Source organism: Shewanella sp. GutCb, assembly GCF_002836135.1.
Lineage (GTDB): Bacteria > Pseudomonadota > Gammaproteobacteria > Enterobacterales > Shewanellaceae > Shewanella.
The window spans coordinates 233,550-257,251 of the sequence record NZ_PJBL01000001.1 but is presented as its reverse complement, the minus strand read 5'-3'; the positions used below and the strand labels follow the sequence as shown (position 1 = coordinate 257,251).

Genomic DNA, 23,702 nt, shown 5'->3' with positions numbered 1-23,702 from the left:
TGACTCACACATTAATACCAATTGCATTAAATAGGTAGTCAATTCAGAAACACTCAAGCTTTTCAATTCAAGACGCCTTGACCAGATAATGGTTAATCCTTTGTGAGCCGACGAAAGCAGAAGTGCAATGTCTGAACGCTCCCCATAGGCTGGATTTCAACGCTGACTTAATGCAATTGATATAACATGAATCAAGGGTATGTTAATTATGGCAAAACCATTCCAATTGTGGGTAAAAGTATTACTCGCACTATTGCTTGCCAGTCCATTTGCGGAAGCGGCCATATCGGTGCCCTCTTGGTCACTTGAACAAAGATTGCCTTTCGATAACAAAATCCAACACAGCACAGAGGTGCAATATACGCCGCTGACTAACGCTAAAAAAGACTGGCGTATTTGTGTGTTAATGCCTCATCTAAAAGACAGTTATTGGACCGGTATTAACTATGGCCTGGTACAACAAGCAAAGAAGTTAAAACTGCATGTAGAACTATTTGAAGCAGGTAGCTATTACGGCTTAGATAAACAATTAAGCCAACTCGATAACTGCATGAAGCACAATTTTGATGCCATATTACTCGGGGGAGTTCGCCCTGATCTACTTGAATTTTACAAGCCACCCATTAACAAACCTATTATTGCGCTGGTCAATCGCCTTGACCATAAACAGGTCACCACACGGGTAGGCGTTAACTGGTATCAAATGGGCTTTCAAGCAGGGCAATTTATTCGCCAGCAAACAGATAAAACCACCCAAGTCAGTTCCCAAGTCGCGCTACTTGCCGGCCCCGATAAACAAGGTGGCAGTGGTTTGGTTGAGCAAGGGTTAACAGCGGCTCTAATCGGCAGTAAAGTCAGTATATCAGCAGTGCGTCACGCTGATAACAATCGCAACTTATATCGCGATGAAATGGAGGCGTTATTAAAGACACAAACGCCGCAGTATATTCTGGGTAGCGCAGTCGCTATCGAGGCGGGCGTTTCAATTTTAAAGCAGTACCAGCTTGAACATAAGGTCAAATTAGTCAGCAGCTATCTGTCCCCCGCAATACTCAGAGGGATCTATCGGGAGCGGGTTGAGTTCAGTAACGATGATTTGGTCGTCGTGCAAGGCATGCTTGCCATTGACGTTGTAGTGAGGGAACTGCAAGGTGCTAAACCCTTTGGCGATATTGGTCCCAAAATACAAAGCCAAGTCATTGGAAATATTCATCCACAGGTGTTAAAAACCAGCTTAGCTCCGGCCGACTATTACCCTATCTATCGAGTAAACCCAGAAAATTAATACCTAACGGAGCCTATAAACTGCGGCAAGTAAAACCGTGAAATATTAACAGCCCCTAGTCTTTCACCTTCGCGGCAAACAGATAACCTTCGCCATGTACGGTGACAAATAACTCTGGAGATAACTTGTTGCGCAGGCGTCTGATAATCACATCGATAGTGCGATCATTAACGTCCTGATTACGGTGACTGGTTTGCTGCATTAATCGGTCGCGCGACAACACTTGCTGTGGGTGAAGAGCAAAAGCAGTCAATAGTTCAAACTCTGCTTTAGTGAGTTTAATAATCTCACCACTGCAAATCAGTTTTCGGCTATTGAGCTCTAATACATAGTCATTAAAGGCAATAATATTGTCATTGGGATCAGCTTGTGCGCTACTCTCAGTAATCGCTTTTTGAACCAAAGAGATACGCCACAATAAGTTTTTAACCCGCACCAGCAACTCCCTTAACTCAAAGGGTTTGGTCACGTAGTCATCGGCGCCCATCTCTAAACCAACAATTTTATCGATGGTCTCATCACGGCCAGTCACCAGTATGATCCCTACATCGCCGCGACTGCGTAGTTCACGCGCCAAGCTTAGGCCATCGGTTCCGGGCAAGTTAATGTCGAGCATCACTAAATCAATATGCTGGCGATTAAATTCATACCACATCTGCTCACCATCTTGAGCTTCAAGGACTTGATAGCCCTCTTTCTCAAAATAGCCTTTTAATCTAGCCCGAATGACCGCTTCGTCATCGACAACTAGCACTCTGTAGCCCATACATCACCTCAACCAACACGCATTTATTTATCTAACAGCGGCATGCGAATAACCGCTTTATCGCTCTTAACGCCACATCATATACATAATTAGCCGCTAATACACTTACAGCGATCTCAATCTGCCGCAAGAGGTCTTGGTTTCAGCTTCAATAACAAAAAAGCCGATTCTGTAGAATCGGCTTTTCAATATAGGTTCGGTAGGCTTAGAAACTCTTACTTAAGCCAAAGACAACGCGATCATCAAAGATCTCAGTTTGTGTGCCATAGACTAAGTGTGACTTATCAACTGAACTTCCGTGGTAACGAAGATCAAAGACTAAACCGACATAGCTCGCTTCGACACCCAAGTTCCAGTGTGTCCAACCTTCAGCACCTTCACCGTCTAGGTCTTGGTAGCCCATTGATCCAGATACTTTAATGCCGTTATTAAAGTCATAACTTGGATGCACGGCGTAGTTAACCCCTTGCCAACCATCAACACCAAACCAATCATCAAGAGTGGGAGTCACTTCTAGCGTGACATTCGCTTGACCAAATTGCTTACCGACTTTAATCCATAATTCGGTGTAGTTAGAATATGATGCACCGGGATAAAGATATGAAAACACCATCACGTCGTAAGTAAAACCGCTATCACCGAAGCCACCAGCTTTACCGATGTAAGGCGCAGTGACAATCTCTAGGTTAGGATCGGCAAACTTGACGTTTGATGCAAAAACACCGGTATACCAACCCTCATCATTGCCCCAACCTAACGTGCCTTGCACTACGGGAACATCGCCATCCATCGTTTCAGACTCACCGCGGAAAACATAATCAGAGGCAAACTTAACGTTACCACTGAGCTGGCCACCAAACAGGTCATTATTGTCAGCAGCAAATGCAGTTCCCATGGTCGTAGCCGCTAAGCTTACAAACATTAAAGCGTGTGCAGTTTTCATATTCATCATCTCGTTATGTTATTTGAGACAAAGGTTACTCCCAAGTTATTAATAACTTTGGCAGTAGTTGTTAACCAAAAAATTAACTATATGAAAAAATATGAACGGCGAAGTTAGCCCGCCCTCTGCAATAGTAAGCATTTCAGCTCTTCGATTTGTACTTTAAGCTCAGCGACGTCCGCAACACTAGCAGGCTTTTCATCATCGCTTAACTCTGCTTCTTCTTCAGCGCGCATGGCTGCGGTTTCTTGCGTCATCACATCCAGCACCGCGCCCACCATCATATTCAAAAAAACAAATGCAGTCAGAAAGATAAAGCTTAAATAATAGATCCAACTCAGTGGGTAGACCGCCATGGTTTCGTACATCACCGACGTCCAAGACTCAAAAGTCGATACCCTAAACAGGGTTAACATCGCCACTGACACATCGCCCCATAAGAAGTCGTTGATATCCGCAAACAACATGCTACCGATAGCGCCGTAGATATAAAAAATCACGAACATCAAGAGTGCGATGTAACCCATTCTCGGTATAGCTTTAAACAATGCATTCACCAGCATTCTAAGCTCTGGGATCATCGACACTAAGCGTAATACTCTGAAAATACGCAGTAGTCTTGCTAGCAAGATGGCCGAACCACCAGCCGGAATTAAACTACCTATAACAATAATGGTATCGAAGATGTTCCAGCCGCTACTGAAAAAACGTTTCGGGCCATCACTGGCGAGAAAACGGATGACAATTTCAATCGCAAAGAACACCGTGATGCCTATATCTAGCAGCAGTAATCCCTTCTCCATCCAATTTGGCAGGTGATATGTGTGCGCGCCAATCGACAATGCTGACACTAAGATGACGAAAATAACAAAGCCCTGAAACGCTTTGCTGTTATCAATTAATTTTAACTTTGATTGTAAAACGGAGACATTGGCGAGCACTTACAGTTCCCTCAAGTAGAACGAAAATAGATGTGTAAAAGAAGCTGATTATCCCTTAATGCACAAGGATCGCGAAGTTTAATCAGTAACAGTTAATTTGACCTTAATTAATCGCAGTTAATTTTGCACTAGCTGTGCGCTGGCAAACGTTAATTACCACGTATTGGTTACCGCGGTTAGTACAGAGTTGAAGTGTTAACCGTAAAATGTTGTGTGCCACTGCAGTGGTGAAATATTGAATGCTTGCTTAAGGGACTTCCGATAAACGCTCTCCGAACCAGATAGAAAGCAAAAAAGGTACAATTCAGCGATTAATCAACCATTAATCACTGAATTGTACCTTTTGTGAGGCTTAACCAAGCCACTCAGTGTTGAGCACTGTCGCCAGCATAATTTTGAAGTAAAGTTACCCCAGTTCGGCTTCAATTAACGCCAAGTGTTCGCCAACCCAAACTGGGTTGATCGGCCCCCAGTCATTAATTCGGTAGTAGCCAGCGTTATTACGCTCACCATCTTGTACAAATTCACACTCGATACCCAGATCGGTAAAAGCCGCGATGGCATCTTGCAGGGTTCTGCGGGGCATACTTGTCAGCTTATGCAGCGACAGTAAATTGTGCTGCTCATGCTCAATCTGATAAGCGATGTAGAGCTTTCGATAAAAGGCTATTTGCTGTTTTGACGCCACTTTTTCAGTGTTCATGTATATCGCTCAAGCAGTAAGGTAATTAATTTGTATTATATGGCCTTTGATCTCTAAAACAAAATGTAGCCAAATATGTCTCAGGCTGGTGATTTATCACCGCATACTGATATAGTCGATTGAGGAACTGCGTCTTACATACGTCATATAATGAGTAATGAAATGGAAAATTCACACTTGGCTACTGATACAACATCTTCAGCAGCTAAAGCTGATACTGCAACAGCTGATCTCCAAAACCAACAAATGAGCGCTTTGAATCAACAGCACTCAGATTACCAGCAGCATAACACTGTCAGCCAAGCACAGTGGCAAGGGTTCGACCAAATCCCACTGCAGCCCATTGATAAGCGTCACTATACACAAGTGCTTTATGAGTCCTTATTTGTCGCGGTAATTATCTTTAGTGGTGCAACCATAGGCATTATTTTACCTGCTGCATTGAGTGTCGTAATGGCTGTTGTGGTGTTAACCACGCTATTACTGTTACTTAGCAGTATTACCTACCTGAGGTATTTACAAGCAAAAAAGCTTAGCTACGCGGTTTGTGAGCATGAGTTTATTATGGAGCAAGGTTTGTGGTGGCAACAACGTACGTCCTTACCCTACTCTCGGCTGCAACACGTCAGCCTTTCTCAAGGCCCACTAGAGAGACACTTTAACCTGTTCACCTTAAAGTGCTTTAGTGCTGGCAGTGGCAGTGCTGAAATAGAACTCCCAGGTATTGAGCAACATACTGCTGAACATCTGCGCCAACACCTACTTGCTCAAGCGGCGAAGGTACATTTAGCCGATCCTCAGACCTCTGACGTTGAGACGATTACCGCTGGTTCTGAAGCGACTGATGTTGAAAATGTGAGTGTTGAGGCTGATGCTGTAACAGCAGATGCTATAAGCCCAGAGGCCACCGCTAAACAAGCAGAGGCTCATCATGACCAATAAGTTTTCACAGTGGTCATCGCTGTCGGCTTGGTCTGTTATTAGCTTTACCCTGTTTGCTATTAAACAAGTCTTTAGCAGTGGCTATGCATTAATCCCTGTGGTTTACACTGGTTGGAATCAAGGATTCAGTAGCCCCTGGGTGATTGTGGTCGCCGTACTGAGTGTTTTGAGTATTCTTATTTATAGTGTGCTGCAATGGCTAAAGTTTAGATTTAAAATTGACAAGGATAAGCTCAATATTAAACACGGTGTCATCTTTAAAAAAGTCGATGAGATCCCCTTCAATAAAATTCAAAATGTGCGCTTACAGCAGCCATTATATTTTCGCCCAATGGGGCTTTATAGCATTGTGGTTGAAACAGCAGGCTCAAAAGGCAATGAAGCTGAGCTTTCAGCACTCGATTACAAAGAGGCATTAGCGTTAAAAAAGCGCTTAATGGCAGAGCAGGATCAGCACAGCCAAACCGCTAACACAGAGGCTATCTCCAATGAAGATTCAGAGAATCAACACAATATCGTTGCTCGTAAAAGCCTAAAAGAGTTAGTGCTATTTGGTCTATATCAAAATAACGCAATTTGGTTGGCCGTTATTCTTGGGCCTATTTTTGGCCAACTAGATTGGGAGTCGATGGAAAACCTGCAATCGATGCAATCATTTTGGGCTTGGTATGATACCAATATAGCCGTTAGCATGGTGTTGCAGTTGGCATTCGCGATGTTTGCGTTGACGCTATTCTACTTACTGTTTTCATTGCTCTCTATAGCGTCCGCAGTCCTTAAATACTCTCCTTATCGCTTAACCCGCAGTGGCAATACGTTACATCGCACTGGTGGCATCATCGCCAAACAAAACGATGCATTGGCTATAAAGCGTATTCAGGTGGTTAAGTTTTATCAGCCACTAGTGGGTCGACTTTTTAAATTATGGACCGTGTATTTTCAACAAGTAAAAGGTCATGAAGTTGAGCATCGAGGCAGTAACAATATGTTAGTGCCATCAATGAATCGCAATAATATTCTTGAGCTACTCCCCAAGCTTAAAGGTATTGAAGCGACATCAACCCAGTTACCCCATCGCTATCAACATATCAACCTAGGTTGGTTTTGGCGCCGTGGCTGGTTGCCTTTATTAGTTCCGGCCATCAATACTTATTTCCACGGTTTGGATATTTTCACTGAGATATTGTGGGTCGGTGCAAGTATTTTTTGCTTAGGGATCTACCTTAGATATCGCCAATATGGCTATGTAATAGAAGGTGATAATCTTTGGTTCCATTCTGGTCTATTGGGCCATAGCTGGCAACTTATCGCATTAACCAAAGTGCAGCATGTCGCCATTACCCAAAGCCCGAATCAAAAACGTAGTCAGCTGGCTAATTTAGAAATTGGGCTGGCCAGTGGCAATATTAAGCTACCCTATATAACAGTAGAAGATGCCCGCCATATCGCCGAGCGCTCTCTTACGCTTATTCACAATGATCACCGCAACTGGATATAATTATGAGCCCACAAAACAGTCATCCATTAGCAGAGCAGACGCCTGTGACACCCAATACCATCCTGACCTTTTGGTTTGAAGAAATTGAGCCGAAACTATGGTGGGTAAAAGACACAGAGTTTGACGCTTTGATTAAGCAGCGATTCGAAGGTGTTCTAACTCAAGCCATGGCCGGTGAACTCTACCATTGGCGAGCGACTCCAGAGGGGCGTCTTGCCGAGATTATCGTGTTAGATCAATTCTCGCGTAATATCTACCGAGACACACCGCAATCTTTTGCCGCGGACCCTATTGCTCTAGTATTAGCACAAGAGGCAGTCGCCTTAAATAGTGATAGCGAACTGAAAGCCAAGCAAGTGCCGTTTTTATTAATGCCATATATGCACAGTGAGTCACTGCCGATACATGAGGTTGCGATGCGATTATTCAGTCGTGAAGCTGCGCAAGGCAATCTCGAATTTGAGCGTCGACATAAGGCTATTATTGAGCAGTTTGGTCGCTATCCACATCGTAATGCTATTTTAGAACGCAGCTCTACTGAAGCCGAAATAGCCTTTTTAACTCAGCCAGGATCGAGCTTTTAAGCGTTAAATAGCATACGTTCTAATCCACGCAAAAGGGCTTATTTAACCACTAATACTGGGCACTTTGCTTTATAAGCTAAAGCTTCGCCGATATTGGGATTGAGCAGATGCGAAATCCCCTGTCGTCCATGACTCGCAATAACAATCATACCAATCTCGCCTTCCTCCGCTTCTGCCAGAATTTCTCTTAGTACCAGTCCACTGCGAATAACGGTTTTAACGGTCAGCCCTGCATTAAGCTCTTGCTGCACTTCGAGCTGAATTTTCATTAAGCTTTCAGTCGCAAACGAGGTTATCTGTTGCTCAAGTTCAGCAGCAGATTCTACCGCTAGCCCATAATGATGATCACTGAATGGTTCACTCACTACGTGTAACAACCGAACACCAACCCCATATAAATTAGCCATTTCCACCGCATAACTTAGCGCATGCGACGCCGTGATAGAAAAGTCTGTAGGACATAATATTTGACGAGATCGCATAGCGACTCCTTAATCGAATTTAACACCTTAGCCGCAATGCTAACCTTATTAGTTACTTCACCACCAACACCGGGCATATAGCGCCATTAGCCACCGCTTCAGCCACATTAGTATGTAGAAAGTGTGCCAGCCCTGAACGACCATGGCTAGCAATAACTATCATGCCAGCTTCTGACACATCCGCCTCTTTAAGGATCTGCTCGGACGCTACGCCATGGCGTATAACACTTTCCACTGACAGCTCACTCTTAAGATCTGACAGCAACGAATGCATTTTCGCTGCAGCAGATTCCTCCATACTTTGAGCTAGCTCTTCTGGTGTAACAGTGAGTATTTGGTAGTTCTCTATGCCTACAGGCTGATCAATGACATGAACAAGTCGCAATCCGACATGGTAAAGGTTAGCCATTTCAATCGCATATTTAAGCGCATGAGAGGCCGTTTCAGAAAAGTCTGTTGGGCATAATATTTGACGAGTACGCATAACTAATTCCTCCAAACGTTGTTTAGTCCGTTAGCACAGATGCAGCACGCCTAACGATAACAAGGTTAATCTTAGTCTTTTAACCACTGATGTGCTTCAGTAGTGCTCTCAAAAAACTTAGCATCATAAGGGGTAAACCAATCTGCAATTTTCGCCATCCATTGTTGCAAATTTCCCTCTCCGACAATCGCTATCTTTTTAAAAGCACGTCCATGGGCCAAGCCTAGCTTAAGATCATCCCATGCCGCTCTTAATTCCCAGCCATCGAGTTCGGTCAAATCGGCGAGGACATTGATTTCAGGATGTTCAACCCCCGCTAAAGCGGATTCAAGCAGTGGCACCATATATTGATAGTCTTGATGTGTAAGCTTGCCTTTCGCAACCAAGTTCAAATAGAACTGGTTATCTAAGCGCTCAATTCCAATTGATATTCCGTGTCTTTTATCACTCACCTTAATCTCCTTAGAGGTTAGCTATTAAAGAGGGCTTTTAACGATAGCGTTAAAGAGCAATCTTCAAAACAGTCCATATTTCATTCTAGTGAAGTTTAGCGAAGCCGAGTTGATCTCGCTCACAAAGTAAACGAATATTTGACCTTTTCACAAAAGTGGATTACCATCAGACCGACTAATCAGTCGGTTAATTAACATACTCTCAGGAGCTTCGTAAATGAACATGCCTATTCAAGCCCAAACAGCATTGCCTCTGTCTCAAGTCTTAGTCAATCAGCGTACCCACTACCTTGCAGACCCTTCTCCCTCTTATGAAGCAAGAATCGAGCACCTGAAAAGTCTTAAAAAAGCAATTTTGAGCTATCAAGAGCAGCTAGTACAAGCATTGAATCGGGACTATGGTCATCGCTCAGTGGATGACAGCATTATTTCTGACATCATGCCCTGTGTTAACAATATCAATTACAGCATAAAGCATCTGAAAAAGTGGATGAAACCAAGCCGCCGTCATGCGGGATTATTACTGGCTCCAGCCAGTATTAAAGTGCAATACCAGCCACTTGGCGTTGTCGGTATTATTGTACCGTGGAATTTTCCTATCATGTTGTCTGTCGGCCCGCTTATCACTGCACTTGCTGCCGGTAACAGAGCGATGATAAAACTGTCTGAATTTACCCCAGAAACCAATACCGTTCTCACCGCAATGCTTGCCAGTATTTTTGATCAAAACCATGTTGCCTGCATTGAAGGTGAAGCCGATGTCGCCGCCGAGTTTTCATCGCTGCCGTTTGACCACCTACTATTTACCGGTTCAACCACCGTCGGCCGCCACGTAATGCGCAGTGCGGCACAAAACCTGACGCCAGTGACCCTTGAACTTGGCGGAAAGTCACCGGTGATTGTTGCCGATGATATCGACATGGACACTGCGGTAGAGCGGATGATCTATGGTAAGTGTCTCAACTCTGGGCAGATATGTGTTGCGCCTGATTACGTATTGGTTCCAAGCGAAAAACTTAACGATTTTGTGCGAGCCTACAAACGTAAATTCATCAAAATGTATGGCCAAGTCAGTGACAACAAAGACTACGGCAGCATTATTAACCAACGCCAATTTGACCGGATAATGCTGGTTCTCGAAGACGCTAAAGCCAAAGGTGCTACCGTGATGAGTGCCAATGATGAAGCGATTAACATCGAACATCAAAAAGTGCCAACTCAGCTTATCACTGACGCAACCGATGACATGCTGTTACTGCAAGATGAGATATTCGGCCCACTATTACCCGTTATCCCTTATAACAATTTGCAAGAAGCAATTAGCTACATCAATCAACGTCCGCGTCCCTTAGCGCTGTACTTGATGAGTTTCGATAAAAATACCCAGCAACAAGTCATGACCCATACCCATTCGGGAGGTGTTTGTATCAATGAAACGGTATTTCATGTTGCTGCAGAAGATGCCCCCTTTGGCGGTGTTGGTCCTTCAGGTATGGGGCATTACCATGGTAAAGAAGGCTTTCAAACATTTAGCCATGCTAAAACCATCCTCAAACGCGGTAAGTATTTTAATACCGGTAAACTGATCCACCCTCCTTATGGCGGCTGGTTACAAACCCTATTAGTAAAATTCTTCTTGCGTTAAACACCAAGGTAATCGCTTTTATGAGCCGAATAGATAAAAAACAAGCCATATTAGACACTGCGCTGACACTGTTTGTCAGCCAGGGGTTTTATGCGACGTCTACCGCCTCAATAGCCAAAACGGCAGGGGTCGCTACCGGGACGCTTTTTCACCATTTTGCGTCAAAAGATGTATTGATGAACCATCTTTTTATCTCAATAAAACAAGAGTTTGCTTCTGCAATCAAGTCAAAAATGAGCAGTAAAGGGGATCTAAAGCTTGATGCAGAACACCTGTGGCAAGTTGCTATTGATTGGGCAATAGAAAACCCGCTAAAGCAGGAGTTTTTTCAGCAGTATTCAATGTCTCCCTCCATCGCTTCAGAGATAAGACAACAAGCGATGAACGGCATCCTTAGCTTTATGGGTGAGCTAATAATTCAAGGTCAAAAATTAGGCGTTTTAGCTAATTATCCACTACCATTAATGTTAGAAGGTTGTCACGGACAATACTTGGCCGCGACAAGGTACTTTCTAGACCACCCTGATAGGTGGAAAGATGTAGTCCACAAACAGGCGAGCTTTTCCATGTTTTGGAATGCCATGAGAGCCTAAATATTATGTGACAAGCTCATGGAAGAGATAAACCCTTGTTACCACCGCTGTAGATTTAAACTTAAAGACGTTATTCAAGGGAGTGAATTTATGTTAAGAATGAAGACTGAGTGCGAACACTGTAAAACCAAGCTAGCCCGAAAAGAGATCGCTTATATCTGCTCATTCGAATGTACTTACTGTAAGAGCTGTAGTGAAAAAATGCATTTCATCTGCAGTAATTGCCAAGGCGCCTTAGTCATTAGGCCGCCGAGATTAATAGAACCGTTTAAGATCCCCGCAGCCGAGCTTAAAAACACCCTCTTTAGCTAGCGAACGTTAGAAACATAAAGGTCAGCACATGCTGACCTTTATTGTATCTGGGCTTTAAAATATAAACGTTCATTTTTATGCTGTAAAAATACACACTCAAGATTAAGTATTTATTTTTAAGCTACTTATATAAAGTGCCGATATATTCATGAGTGGGCTGTTCAAGAAGGTCTTGAGGGTGATCTCCGCCGAATGTTAACCATTTACTTTTACCAGAGTAGGTCGTGTTACCAATTTCTTTTTTTGTTTTAGTATCATAAGTAATGATTTGAATTTCTACTTTATCAGCCTTCCCAGACCACTCAGTCGCTCTATCTTCCCAATGCAAAATAATGGGCTCGACATAGTAGCCATACTGACTCGAATCTATAGAATCTAAACAATTTTTCCCTTTGCAATCTGCAGTGATAGCGACTTTTCTAGTATTTTTAGAAAACGCACTTCTAATAGCATTAGCAGTCATTTGTCCCGAATTTTTATATTCAGTTTCACCGTACCAACCATTCTCAGGAGTTGAAATTAGTACAGCAAAATTTTGATCTAATTTAACTTCTGGTGATTGAAATTCATTGTGTTTATATGAAGAGCTACAACCAGCAAGAAAAACAATTGCAGTTCCAAACATCATTAAATTGCGGTTCATTTGTTTACTCCTGTAATACAGTTAACGTGACATTTTCTTCTATCGGTAGAGTATCTTCATTACCAGAATAAAAAAACTCTTTGCAGAAAGTATCGACTTCTTATGAGTAAGCTCAATTAAACATCTGAACTCTAGGAGGGGAGGCAATGCCAAATTCTGTCCGTAACATAATTGGCCTGTTTTCGACGGCCTCAGCCGCATCTACACTGGGTTAGAAAAGCGCAACCGTCTAGCATTCGAGTTTAAAGTAGGAACTTAGAAATAGAGGCCACCGAAAACATCAATCAGCAAACCAAAGCCTAACTTGATAGTTAACGTTGTTTAGGTAACCACAACCTAACGCAAAGCCCTTTTTTATCGCGATTTTGCAAGCTTATACGCCCATCGTGAGCTTCTACAATTTCACGGCATAATGGCAAGCCTAAGCCCGTGCCTGATTGCTTAGTGGAATAGAAAGGGAGTAGAGCTTGGCGCAGCACTTCTGGTGGCATTCCAGAGCCTTCATCCTTTACCTCAATGTACACACCTTCGGTGCCATCCGACAGGCTAGAATCAACAATCGACAAACTGACTTTATCGACAGCAGAAGCTGATTCATGCGCATTTTTCAACAGATTAAGCAGCACTTGCTCCATCTGAATCAAATCAAGCTCCACAACTGAGTTAGGTAATTCATTTTCAAGAAAAAACGAGTAATGCTGCTTCAATTGTTCGGTTAATTTAAGCCAGTCTACGGGACTTTTCTTGGGTAACGGCAACTTGGCAAAACGAGCATAATTGAAAATAAACTGACTCAAGTGGCTGGTACGATCTTCGATGGTATCAAAAATAAGTTTGAGTTTAGGATCATCAAGATCTTTAGTTATTATCCGACCAGAATTGACCATTGAGGCTATTGGCGCCACGGAGTTATTAAGCTCATGGCTAATAATTCGGATCACTTTTTTCCATACTGCGACCTCTTGACGATTGAGTTCCCGCGTCATCTGTTTAAGTAAAACAAGATGATGAAACTGGCCGTTCAGTAGAAATTGTCCCCGCGACAGATGCCACGTTTCGAGCTCATCTTCACTGTCTTTGGCGCTCAGTGAAAACAAACCATCCTTGGGGTTTTCAAGTGCGGCCCCTAATTCATCGGCAACCTGCTCCACCAGCTCACTGAGCGGTATCCCTTCAATTCTCTGCCCATGATTAAACAAGTGCCTTGCGGCATCGTTGGCGTAGATGACGCGCTTGTCATCATCGAGCAACAACATGACATTAGGCGAACTTTGGATCACTTTATCGAGCAGTAATTCACGTTGGTAAATATATTGGCGCTCTTTTCTCAGCGCTTCTGCCGAGTCATTAAACAATACCGCCAACGCCTGCAATTGCTTATCTCCGCCCACTGGAAGAGTGACACTAAAGTCGTTGTCTTTAAAATTAAGTAGGCCAACTTCAAGCGCCATTAAACTTGTGGCTAAATGCCGAGAAGACACATAACTCACTGTAATCGTCAGGCCTATTGCAGCAAAAAAGATCATCAACAACAGATTAAACTGCTTAGCAATCGCCTGCGATAAATCCGCATCAGCAAACCATAATAGCAAGCTAAGCGACAGCATTAGCCCGATAGCCGTCGCCAATGCACTGCCAACAATCAACTTAGCTCGCAGCGAGATCCTAGCTAATACAGAGGGAAGCTTATTTTTCAATGCCATACTTTTCCATGCGTCGATACAGTGCTTGTCGACTTAGCCCTAAAGATTTAGCCACGCGGGCGATGACCCCTTTATGGTTATCTAATGCCGCTTCAATATCGGCTTTTTCATCTGTTGAGCTAACAGGCACCCGGTGGTCAAATGCTGTTTCAGCACTCACTACTGCGGGAGGAGTTTGTGGTTGCACCGTGCGACTAGACACTGTGCTGCCATAAACGGTGCCGCCATTAGTCACATTCTGGGGGCTCGGTTTTGCCGTGATATCCATCAAACCAAAATCATCCGCGGTTAAACGGCTGCTTTCAGCCAATATCACCGCACGTTTGCAGGCATTTTCAAGCTCACGCACATTGCCTGGCCAGTGATGTGCCTCTAACGTTTGTTGAGTGTGCTTATTCAAGGAATATTCAGCGCCAACGAAATGGCTGACTAAAGGCAATACATCATCTATGCGCTCATTTAATGCAGGTAAAGCCAACTCAATCACGTTAAGCCGGTAAAACAGATCTTCTCTGAAACGTCCAGCCTGGATATCTTCAATCAAATCAGCATTGGTTGCGCTTATCACCCGCACATTCACTTTATGGGTTTGATGGCTGCCTAGGCGCTCAAACTCACCCGTTTGCAGCACTCGCAGCAGTTTGACCTGTCCAGAAAGCGGAAGATTACCAATCTCGTCTAAAAACAGGGTGCCACCGTCGGCAGCCTCGAAACGACCAATGCGGGTTTTAGTCGCACCAGTAAATGCCCCTGCCTCTGCGCCAAACAGTTCAGCTTCAAGAAGCTCCATTGGCAATGCGCCAATATTAACTTTGATAAAAGGTTTATGCTTTAAATTTGAGTTAGCGTGAATAATATCGGCCAGCTTATCTTTACCCGCACCATTAGGCCCTGTCACCAATACAGACACATCGCTACGGGCTATCTGTAATGCTAAATCCACGCAACGCTGCATCGCACCGCTACTAAAAATAATGCCGCATAGATCGGCATCTTTTATTACCGCCATACGCTGATTATCGACTCTTGATAACTTAGCATTGGCTTTAGATAGGGTATGCAGAGAGATCAGGTTACCCACACTGGTCAACAGCTTGGCATCGTCCCAAGGTTTGCCCATGTAATCTACCGCGCCCTCTTTGACCAGCTCAACGGCGATCTCAAGTTGGGTCCATGCAGTGAGTAGCACAATGGGTAACTCAGGCTGTATCTTTCTGATCGCATAAAATAGGGTTTTGCCCTCTTCACCCGATGTGGTGTCTTGTGTGAAATTCATATCCTGAACCACTAAGACAATATCATGTAATGTAATCAGCTCAAGGGCGACTTCAGGAGAGAGACAGGTGAGCGTATTAAAGCCGTTAAGCTCTAACATCAGTGCCAATGCATTACACACGGCTTGGTTATCGTCGACAATGAGAATCGTATCCATGCTTTTATTCTTGTTTTATGCTGTTGAAATCTAGATGCTCGGCTGTTAAAGCTAACTGAAAAAGAAAGAGAATTAAAGGTTAATACCCATTGATATCATTCTCTTCCTTCAGGCTCAGTAACTAAACACTGCGCGTTGCGATTGCCGGAGAGATATTTGCCGCCTTCCTGGCTGGCAGAATAACCGCAATGGTCGTGAGCACCAATAGTCCTGCTATCGTCGCTATCGGGTAGATAAGCTCGAGTTTAGGCAGGCTATAAACCGTCATTAATTGTTGCCCTAATTGCACCGCAACCAGACCACCAATCACTCCACCAACCACGCAGATAATATAGTTTTCAACCAGGAAGAAGCTGATAATATCTCGTTTCTTAGCCCCTAATGCACGGCGGGTACCTATCTGCTTAGTACGACGTTCAATATTGAACATCACCATACCTGCAAGACCCAGTGATGTGATAAGTAACAAGAGGATCACCATCATCGACAGTACCGTCGCCATCAACTCATGGTTACGGTAAACGCGTTTTCGATGCTCACTAATAAGGGTAAAATTTTCAACAACACGATTACGGTTGTCTTTAAGCAAGGTCGTCGTTATCTCTTGTTTCAGTTGAGCTAAAGTCCCAACCTCAGCACGCACTAATACCTTGGTAAACACATTAACCAGTTTTATGTTTAAGATGACGCTGTTATCCAGAGAGTCACTATTAACCCATGCGCCTTGAAGCTTGTCGACCACGCCGACCACCTTGATTGGCATGTTACCAAAATCCCCTGCATACATGGTTTTTCCAATCGCGGTGTCATCTCCCCAGGTCGCTTTAGCGAATGCTTTTGACACTATGCCATGAGTTGCAAGATCTGGACTTCCCGTCAGCACTTCCTCTTCATAGAAATTACGACCTTCTATCAACTCCACACCTAAGGTATTGAGCATATGTTCGTCACCATAATAGACGGCTGTATTTTCTGTATCTTTAGCCGTTTCTTCGCTGCTTCCGACGGTGTAACCCGATGACCAGCCACCGCCACTTAATGGCACCATACTGGTTGTTGAAGCGTCGATAACACCGGGCAAGTCTCGAATAGCACGCATATCACGTTGAATTTGAGACTCAAGATCGATGTTTTTATCGAAGCTATAAAGACGGAAGTCAAAAACTTGCTCTTCAGCCGTACCCGATGCTCTGTCCATCAAAGTGAGTCGTTCACTAATGATAAAGCTGGCATTTGCCACAATCGCGACCGAGAGAATTATCTGAATAAGCAGCAGTATAGGGCCACTTTTATTACGCATTAGCGTACTTAAAATTGGTTTAATCTGTAACATAATAAATTCCTTTTACTGACTCTTCAGGTGAACGCTAGGATTGGTCGAACATATTCGCCACGCTGGATATACCCCTGCAATAAGTGCGGCGGCAATAGCGATAGTCGGTGCTAACACCCACATCGTCAGATCCAACTGTGTTAGCGCAGCTTCCAGATCAAAGTGAGCCGACAACATAGACAGTGATCCCCAAGCCCATAAAAGCCCCAGCACTCCACCACCGAAGCCTATCAAACCTACCTCAACCATATGTTGAGCAAATATCTGTGCACGACTGGCGCCAATGGCGCGACGTACACCGACTTCAGGCGCTCGCTTAAGAAACTTGGCCAGCAGTAGACCTAACATGTTAACCAAACAAACCAGCAGAAATAGCCCACTGAGGCCAACCAAAATCTTGTTGTCTTCTGGTACCACTTCATTGATTTCCAGCCATTGCTCAACATTCGAAAGCTTTGCTGCAGCTTCAGGGCTATCAAAGCGTCCTAAAAGCTGTTGCTGCTCCACATAACGTTTCAACCACTGTGCATATTCATCACGCTGTGCGTCGTCTTGCACCTCTGCCCAGTACTGGATCCAATGCATCTCAGAGCTTAAACGTTGGTTGTAGGTATTAATCGGCTCTCTTTTCCAGCTTTGATTATTTCCCCAGCTCTGAAACTCCTCAATAGGCGCGAGTGAAAAGGGGACAAATATTTGCGCTGAATCTTTAAATGCACCAGTGGTGATATCATAATAGAGTGGGCTTGGGCTCCAAGTCTTAGTCACGCCGACAATTTGATAAGGCTTGCTGTCCAGATATAACGTTTTACCAATACTGTCCTCACCCGCGAATAACTGCTGATTAAGGGCTTCATTAATAACGACTTGATAAACCGCTTCGGTATCGACGCTCTTATCCCAGACTTTACCGTAGATAAAGGGCACCGAAAACATGTCGAAAAAGTCGCTATCGGTGACGCGAACAGCCTCTAACAAAGGCACGAAATCAGGGTCTTCCGTTTGTACTGCTAAGCCGGTGACAAACATGGCCGTTTGACGTACTGGCACATCACTTTGACGCAGATTATAAGCGTCTTGATAAGTCAGTTGTGCATTGAACTCTTTCCACGCATCTTTATCTTGGCTCCAAAGCTGCACTGCAACCAATTTGTCCGTGCGCTCGCCAGCAGGATTCTCTGACATTAACTGGTATACATTTAAGGTAGTAATGGTAATGCCGATACCAATTGAGATAGCTAACACCATCAGCAGTGACAAAAATGGCGTTTTTTTAATGCTGCGCCAAGCAAGATCCAAATAATAAAAAAACATAGTGATGCTCCTTAGCTTGCCGCTTGTTCAGTTTGAGCCTGCTCAGACTCATCACTCGGCTTATCTGCATCTGTCACTAAATGCGGCTTGTCTGCTTTAGTGCCCATCCCTTGCTGCCCTGCTCCACCTTGGTACATGGTAAAATCACAGACTTGGCCATCGACAATTTGAATATTACGCTGAGCACGGCGCGCAAGCTCGGCATCGTGGGTCACCATGATAATCGTGGTGCCAGCTTTATTAATATTTTCAAGCAACTCCATTACTTGACGCGCCATCATGCTGTCTAAGTTACCCGTTGGCTCATCGGCAAGCAGGAATCTTGGCTCACCGGCAAGTGCACGAGCAATCGCCACGCGCTGCTGCTGGCCACCTGAAAGCTGTGAAGGAAGATGTTTCATACGCGCAGCAAGGCCGACTTGCTCAAGTGCATGCTGTACTCGGCGTTTACGTTCCGCCGCGTTAAAACCGCGATAGCGTAAAGGCACTTCGACATTTTCGGCTAAATTAAGGTCCGGGATTAAATTGAAGCCCTGGAAAATAAAACCAATTTTCTCATTTCGAATTGTCGCACTCTTGTTATCGTTCAAATTAGAGATGTTCACACCATCGAGAAAGTAGTCACCGTGGGTGAAGCCCTCTAATAGGCCCGCAATATTAAGAAAGGTAGTTTTACCCGATCCTGAAGGGCCTGTTACCGCAACAAACTCGCCCTCTTGCACTTCTAAATTAAAATCACGCAGTGCATGAGTTTCGACTAGGTCTGTTTGAAAAACTTTGCTGATATTCTTCATCGATAACATATTAATATTCCCTATTTTTATCGTTTAATTTTTTATCGTTTAATTCGTTATAGCACTGAGTAGCAGCGGCTCTAGCCGAACGTACAGTCAATGAATGCGTTGAGTTGCTGCCAAATTATTTCGCTTAAGTGACCCAAGCCATTCGCAAATACGGCATCCAATTGTTCGCTTAAATGCATGCTGACATTGGAGATATCGCTAACGAGCAAATTAACGGGCTCTGCCATCTCTAATACATTCAATCCCAATACAAACCAGTCACCAGCACTCTGAGTCGAAACCTGCACCGCAATGAGCAAGAGTAATAATGCTGCTACCGTAATCACTTTTTGTACGCTAACGGCTCTTAACACACTCAAGGCTGTTGCGACGCTGAAGCTGCTCTGGTTAATATTTTTATTCAATATGTTCATCTTGCTCTCCTTAACGTACTAGCACTTGTTCTGCTTTTTTGAAGGCTTGAATGCTCGAGATAACCCAAACATCACCGGCCTTACCGCCTTGTAGCACTTCGACATGACTCATACTGCGAGCGCCAAGCTGTATACTTGTTTGCTCCGCGATATCTTCGTGCATGGCATACACCTCAATACCCGCGCCCGTTGACACAAATGCGCCACGTTTCACCATCAACACATTGGGTCTGTTTTCCAGTAGTACCCGCGCTGATAGACGCTGGTTCTGACGTAGGTGGAGGCGGTCATCTTGCTTAAATCTAACTCGAGCGGTCACTTCACGGTTTCTCACCTCAGGTGAAATCGACGACAACTCACCAATCAAGGTCAAGGCACCAAAACTCAGTTCCACATTCATGCCAAGTCCTAACTCATCGGCATAAGACTCCGGCACGGCTAATTCAGCTTCAAAAGCACTCAAATCAACCACGGTTAATATAGGTTGGCTCTGACCGATCCGGGCTTTCTGCTCGGTTAACCAGTTACCGATAATGCCGCCAACCGGTGCCGTAATGTTTAATGCAGCCACTTGACGCACAAGTTCACTCACCACCAAGTTTTGACGATTGACCTCAGAGGCTTTATTTTTTATTTCGAACGCTAAGGTATCTCGCATCAGCTCAGCTTCTTGTTTTGCATGGGCAGAAAGCAGCTTGGCCTTATGCAGATCATCTTTACTTTTTTCAAAATCTATTTTTGAGATGAGTTTATTTTGAATCAACTCATCGCCACGACGACTCTCTCTGTCGGCGGCTTCAAGGTCGACCTTGGCGATATCCAATGTTTGTTGTGCTTTAAGTTGCTGACGGCGGGCATCAAGACGGGCTCGTTCCAATGAACTCTGCATACCTTCCAGTAAAGCTTCTTGCTGCTTAAGACTGTTGGTTAATTTATGGCTCTCTATGGTCGCAACCACATCACCTAACTCGACTCTGTCGCCCGGATTTGCCAGCAGAGTCACCGTGCCTTGGTCTGTGCTGTAAAGGATAGGGGCGTTGGCCGCAACAATCTTACCTGTGGTGGCGATATCCCGAGTGAGAGTGCCTTGCTCTAACGTGGCGAACCTAAGTTCAGAACGCTTGATTGACGTTGCCACAGAATCACTGTCGATACTTGACCAAACTAAACCTGACACCAATAGCGCAGCAATACCTAGCATTGCAGGGCGTTTAAACTGGTTCACCTTACTTGGCTGCTTAACTGTATCTTGTGCGCTGGTATCCTGAATCATCTGCTTTCCCTATGGTGTCCGTTATCTACAAAAACTGTTTCAATAGGCTAATTAATACAAACGCCGTGCCAAAAAACAAAAAGTCTTTAATAACATGAGCTAAGATGGGTTCAGTTAGAGATGGACAGCTGAAAGTGTCCGCGGTCACTGCTTAAAAGTGTCCGCTCATCAATTTGATTGTCCGATATGAGGAAAGTGTCCGTTTACATACGGACGGTAGCAGGCATAAAAAAACTGAAGCACTTGGCTTCAGTTTTTATATTTGAAACAAAAGGTATCAGCTTACTGAAATAAGGATCGTGAGCTTATTAAAGCCATTAGCAGCTGATCTTTGAAATAGATAAGATTCAAATAGAGAGCTTTAAATCAACAACCTTAAAATGCTTGGCAAAAAATAGTGAAGCTAGCAATAATGGCAACAAACCAAGATAAACTTCTTAATGTGCCTTTATCCTTTAAATAAAGTATTTGGTAAGCCACACGTGCAATAACATGCACAATAGCCGCAATTTCGGCGACCATATTGACTTTTCCCGTCGCTAATACTGCTAACACCGCAATGCCAAAAATAAGCAATGATTCGAAGGCATTTTGATGCCCCGCAACCGCTCTAGCACCAAATCCCGTTAACTTTGATTGCTGGTCACGCGGGTGGCTATTGTCATACCCACCGAGTTTCGCCATCGCGATAGCCACCGGCCCCTTGGCAAAGTAAGGCAACAACATGCCAATGAGTAAACAGATAAGTAAAGTGGTCATGCTTAAATCCCTTTTTTAATTTTTATTTGAAAGCTAATGTTGTTGAGCGTTAATATTTGAAAGCTTAATGCCCATATTTACAAACCCACACTTGAATGCTATTTCACGAAGATTAAAATGCAAAGTTATTATTGTATATTTTCAATCTACTCAGCACCATAACATGGGCAAGCGTATTAAACACCGCTAAGCATTAAACCTGCCTCTTATGACAAACATCAAATTTCAATAAACAATAAACAGCTAAAGCGACTAGTTTTATTGACTTTTATTCCAAAGGATTAATAATGAGCCCCTATAAATGCCTAGCTGAATCTAGCTCAAAGTCTATAAGCAGTATAATGGCGACGAAAGCCATTTTATACGGATAAACAATATTTAAAGGACTATCGATGCCACACTGTTCTAGCCCACTTTTTATTAATGACATTTTTTGCCCAGATTGTGGTGATAAAATTGAAACTCCACCGTCGATTAAGCCGCTCACTCAGCAGATCCCTGATATCCTCGATAACTTAAAAACTCACTGCCCCTATGCCAGTGTTTATACTGGTTGGGTAGAGAAAACACACCACTACCAAAGAGTTTATCGCAGCGGAGGTAACGATAGCCAAACCTTATACTATTCATACTGGTTTTTAACGCTGAATAACGAACAAAACGAGCCAATGACCATCAGTATTAGCTCTGAAGACAGTTCATTTGATAGTGTCGCAAAGGGCGATGTCATGACGTTTTTGCAGCCCACCAGCTATAGCTTAAATTACAAGTTAGCCAATGATGCTGACCGTAATATAGTCACTCATAACGAAGCTGCCACTGCCGTTGTCTTCCATCGCGATTCAGGACAAGAGTCAATCCTTGAATCTGCCTATGACGTTGAAGAGTTTTCGACGTTTTCAATCTTACTCAGCACACTCTTCTGGAGTTGCGCAGCTGCAGCTTCTGGCATGTTTTTTGAGTTATATACTATTGAAATAGCTGCAACTCTCGCCGCCCTCGTCACGCTGGTTTGGTCTACCTACCGTATCAGCAGTAAAACTAAAACATTTAAGGCTGAAACCGCAAGGCTTGATGAAATTGAATGCACCATCAAGCGCATTCTGAGTGTCTCTGTCACCGGCATGGGTTACGACCGTAGAGACCGCCCCAGTAACCATAGCGATGTTTACTGTATTCGATGCGAACACCTGCTAGACAGCAACTACCACTATTGTCACTGCTGTGGTGAATCTCAAGTTTCAGTTATGGCTGAAGAACCCTCGCGATTAGCTCAGGATGCCTTAGAAAACCAAACAAACCTTGGGCATAATGATACAAACGTAGCTATACAATCCCATGCATTAGCAGCCAATAGCGTAAACGTCACCCCAATCACAAAAGCGAACGGTCAACGTATGACTCGACGCGACAAGATAATTCAAGTCTGTGCACCGTTCGCCACTGTTGAAAAAACAGAGCATCAACATAAGCACATCTTCGCCAAGAACTATCAATGTGTCTTATCAACCTCATCAAACATTGTTCGCGTAACAGACAAAGAGGTTGGTACTAGCGTGAGTGATGATACCAATTTCACCACAACAACAACCCGTACCGATTACAGAAATGGTTACGGCAATGTGCGCTCTGAATATAAAACAGAGACATCAAGCCATAGGCAAAGAAACTCCAATTTATACGGTGAACTTATCGTTGAAACTCCCGAAGGTGAAGTGCATAGCTTTAAAGCGGTAAGATCGCTGCTGGGCTCTACCGATGTCGGTGACTGGATACTGTTAGGCTCCAGTAAAATTGAAAGTACAACCGACAAAATTGGCTATGATGAGTTCTATTATAATATCAGCAAAGATAACCTTATCGAACCAGAGTCTCTAACCAGTTGGGGGCGAGTATCGAGTAAAAGCCAAACCATCGTCATATTGATGTTAGCGCTTGCAGTTGCTAGTACTATTTACTTCCACGATATAATGAATATTGTTGGCCCACTGGTGCCTGAGCTTATATGGAATTTGGTATTTGGTTTAACTAATTTACTCACTCTGCCCATTAACTACACACCTATGGTGCTATTTAGTCTATTTTTTGTTGTCGTGTTAGTTGTCGCAAAAATGTATGCAAACAACACCAAAAGGAAGCTGCACTCGGCGCTCAAGCCTCTACAGGCTACGCTTAAAAAGTGCCAACAAGCCCGAGAGTCTTTCAATAAAATTTAAGTTAGCCCATAAAAATAGCGCCTTATAAGGCGCTATTTTTTAAAATTTAAACCACAACGCCTACAAAAAACAAAATCAACTAGCTGCATCGATTAAGGTGAATTAGCATCATCCTAAATATGATAGCAAAGCCCCTATAATTTTGTTCACGGCGCCTCGCTATTGAATCAGCAGCATTAATCA

At 43.8% G+C, this 23,702-nt stretch carries 24 protein-coding genes; 8 read left to right on the top strand and 16 right to left on the bottom strand.

The genetic code is table 11. The features are described 5' to 3' along the window. Window positions 1-208 precede the first annotated feature (208 nt). Window positions 209-1,285: a TMAO reductase system periplasmic protein TorT gene (gene torT, locus CXF86_RS01150; RefSeq protein WP_101093057.1), complete on the top strand. Its 1,077-nt coding sequence runs from the start codon at window positions 209-211 to the stop codon at window positions 1,283-1,285. Between the two features lie 55 nt (window positions 1,286-1,340). Here the strand turns inward: torT and torR are convergent, their stop codons facing one another. From torR to CXF86_RS01130, 4 genes are all read right to left on the bottom strand, one after another. After that, entirely contained in the window at window positions 1,341-2,051 is a 711-nt protein-coding gene (gene torR / locus CXF86_RS01145) for a two-component system response regulator TorR (RefSeq protein ID WP_101093059.1), read from the bottom strand. Between the two features lie 205 nt (window positions 2,052-2,256). Beyond that, window positions 2,257-2,994 (bottom strand): TorF family putative porin, encoded by a 738-nt coding sequence (locus CXF86_RS01140; protein ID WP_102038201.1) that lies wholly within the window; start codon window positions 2,992-2,994, stop codon window positions 2,257-2,259. 113 nt (window positions 2,995-3,107) lie between these two features. Further along, complete coding sequence (locus tag CXF86_RS01135) at window positions 3,108-3,935, bottom strand: ion transporter (RefSeq protein WP_102038137.1); 828 nt, start codon at window positions 3,933-3,935, stop codon at window positions 3,108-3,110. 406 nt (window positions 3,936-4,341) lie between these two features. Then, window positions 4,342-4,638 carry a winged helix-turn-helix domain-containing protein gene (locus CXF86_RS01130; RefSeq protein WP_102038136.1) on the bottom strand — a complete coding sequence of 99 codons (297 nt, stop codon included), beginning with the start codon at window positions 4,636-4,638 and terminating at the stop codon, window positions 4,342-4,344. 162 nt (window positions 4,639-4,800) lie between these two features. Between CXF86_RS01130 and CXF86_RS01125 the strand changes: the two genes are divergently transcribed. From CXF86_RS01125 to CXF86_RS01115, 3 genes are read left to right on the top strand one after another with little or no spacing between them, the layout of a single operon-like run. Beyond that, window positions 4,801-5,580, top strand: a complete 780-nt coding sequence (locus CXF86_RS01125) for a PH domain-containing protein (RefSeq protein ID WP_257985242.1) — start codon at window positions 4,801-4,803, stop codon at window positions 5,578-5,580. Further along, complete coding sequence (locus CXF86_RS01120) at window positions 5,570-7,078, top strand: PH domain-containing protein (RefSeq protein WP_102038135.1); 1,509 nt, start codon at window positions 5,570-5,572, stop codon at window positions 7,076-7,078. Before CXF86_RS01125 ends, CXF86_RS01120 begins: the two co-directional genes overlap by 11 nt. Window positions 7,079-7,080: 2 nt before the next feature. Beyond that, a complete protein-coding gene (locus tag CXF86_RS01115; protein WP_101093068.1) occupies window positions 7,081-7,662 on the top strand; it encodes a DUF924 family protein in 582 nt (193 codons plus the stop codon). Window positions 7,663-7,700: 38 nt separating this feature from the next. Here CXF86_RS01115 and CXF86_RS01110 read toward each other — a convergent pair whose 3' ends face one another. From CXF86_RS01110 to CXF86_RS01100, 3 genes are all read right to left on the bottom strand, one after another. Continuing rightward, window positions 7,701-8,144, bottom strand: a complete 444-nt coding sequence (locus tag CXF86_RS01110) for a universal stress protein (protein ID WP_101093070.1) — start codon at window positions 8,142-8,144, stop codon at window positions 7,701-7,703. 52 nt (window positions 8,145-8,196) lie between these two features. After that, window positions 8,197-8,628 (bottom strand): universal stress protein, encoded by a 432-nt coding sequence (locus CXF86_RS01105; RefSeq protein WP_102038134.1) that lies wholly within the window; start codon window positions 8,626-8,628, stop codon window positions 8,197-8,199. A 71-nt stretch (window positions 8,629-8,699) separates the two neighbouring features. Continuing rightward, window positions 8,700-9,080 carry a SpoIIAA family protein gene (locus CXF86_RS01100; protein WP_101093074.1) on the bottom strand — a complete coding sequence of 127 codons (381 nt, stop codon included), beginning with the start codon at window positions 9,078-9,080 and terminating at the stop codon, window positions 8,700-8,702. Between the two features lie 217 nt (window positions 9,081-9,297). On the opposite strand from CXF86_RS01100, the gene CXF86_RS01095 reads away from it, so the two are divergent. The 3 genes from CXF86_RS01095 (at window position 9,298) to CXF86_RS01085 (ending at window position 11,630) form a co-directional block, all read left to right on the top strand. Further along, complete coding sequence (locus CXF86_RS01095) at window positions 9,298-10,725, top strand: coniferyl aldehyde dehydrogenase (protein WP_102038133.1); 1,428 nt, start codon at window positions 9,298-9,300, stop codon at window positions 10,723-10,725. Window positions 10,726-10,745: 20 nt separating this feature from the next. Beyond that, the gene (locus CXF86_RS01090; protein WP_101093078.1) at window positions 10,746-11,318 is read left to right on the top strand and encodes a TetR/AcrR family transcriptional regulator; all 573 of its coding nucleotides are present in this window, start codon (window positions 10,746-10,748) and stop codon (window positions 11,316-11,318) included. A gap of 90 nt (window positions 11,319-11,408) precedes the next feature. Then, window positions 11,409-11,630 (top strand): DUF1272 domain-containing protein, encoded by a 222-nt coding sequence (locus CXF86_RS01085; protein ID WP_101093080.1) that lies wholly within the window; start codon window positions 11,409-11,411, stop codon window positions 11,628-11,630. 121 nt (window positions 11,631-11,751) lie between these two features. Here CXF86_RS01085 and CXF86_RS01080 read toward each other — a convergent pair whose 3' ends face one another. From CXF86_RS01080 to CXF86_RS01040, 9 genes are all read right to left on the bottom strand, one after another. Beyond that, the gene (locus CXF86_RS01080) at window positions 11,752-12,273 is read right to left on the bottom strand and encodes a DUF4823 domain-containing protein (protein ID WP_102038132.1); all 522 of its coding nucleotides are present in this window, start codon (window positions 12,271-12,273) and stop codon (window positions 11,752-11,754) included. A 311-nt stretch (window positions 12,274-12,584) separates the two neighbouring features. After that, window positions 12,585-13,976, bottom strand: a complete 1,392-nt coding sequence (locus CXF86_RS01075; protein WP_102038131.1) for a sensor histidine kinase — start codon at window positions 13,974-13,976, stop codon at window positions 12,585-12,587. Beyond that, complete coding sequence (locus tag CXF86_RS01070) at window positions 13,960-15,408, bottom strand: sigma-54-dependent transcriptional regulator (RefSeq protein WP_102038130.1); 1,449 nt, start codon at window positions 15,406-15,408, stop codon at window positions 13,960-13,962. Before CXF86_RS01070 ends, CXF86_RS01075 begins: the two co-directional genes overlap by 17 nt. A gap of 121 nt (window positions 15,409-15,529) precedes the next feature. After that, window positions 15,530-16,741, bottom strand: a complete 1,212-nt coding sequence (locus CXF86_RS01065; RefSeq protein WP_101093088.1) for an ABC transporter permease — start codon at window positions 16,739-16,741, stop codon at window positions 15,530-15,532. Between the two features lie 12 nt (window positions 16,742-16,753). Then, the gene (locus tag CXF86_RS01060; protein ID WP_102038129.1) at window positions 16,754-18,055 is read right to left on the bottom strand and encodes an ABC transporter permease; all 1,302 of its coding nucleotides are present in this window, start codon (window positions 18,053-18,055) and stop codon (window positions 16,754-16,756) included. Between the two features lie 11 nt (window positions 18,056-18,066). Continuing rightward, window positions 18,067-18,858 (bottom strand): ABC transporter ATP-binding protein, encoded by a 792-nt coding sequence (locus CXF86_RS01055; RefSeq protein WP_101093092.1) that lies wholly within the window; start codon window positions 18,856-18,858, stop codon window positions 18,067-18,069. 71 nt (window positions 18,859-18,929) lie between these two features. Next, on the bottom strand, window positions 18,930-19,271 hold the full coding sequence (locus tag CXF86_RS01050; RefSeq protein WP_102038128.1) for a hypothetical protein: 342 nt from the start codon (window positions 19,269-19,271) through the stop codon (window positions 18,930-18,932). 10 nt (window positions 19,272-19,281) lie between these two features. Continuing rightward, window positions 19,282-20,544: an efflux RND transporter periplasmic adaptor subunit gene (locus CXF86_RS01045; RefSeq protein ID WP_101093097.1), complete on the bottom strand. Its 1,263-nt coding sequence runs from the start codon at window positions 20,542-20,544 to the stop codon at window positions 19,282-19,284. Between the two features lie 375 nt (window positions 20,545-20,919). Next, entirely contained in the window at window positions 20,920-21,303 is a 384-nt protein-coding gene (locus CXF86_RS01040) for an MAPEG family protein (RefSeq protein ID WP_101093099.1), read from the bottom strand. A gap of 392 nt (window positions 21,304-21,695) precedes the next feature. On the opposite strand from CXF86_RS01040, the gene CXF86_RS01035 reads away from it, so the two are divergent. Further along, complete coding sequence (locus CXF86_RS01035; RefSeq protein WP_102038127.1) at window positions 21,696-23,519, top strand: hypothetical protein; 1,824 nt, start codon at window positions 21,696-21,698, stop codon at window positions 23,517-23,519. The last annotated feature ends 183 nt before the right edge of the window (window positions 23,520-23,702 follow it).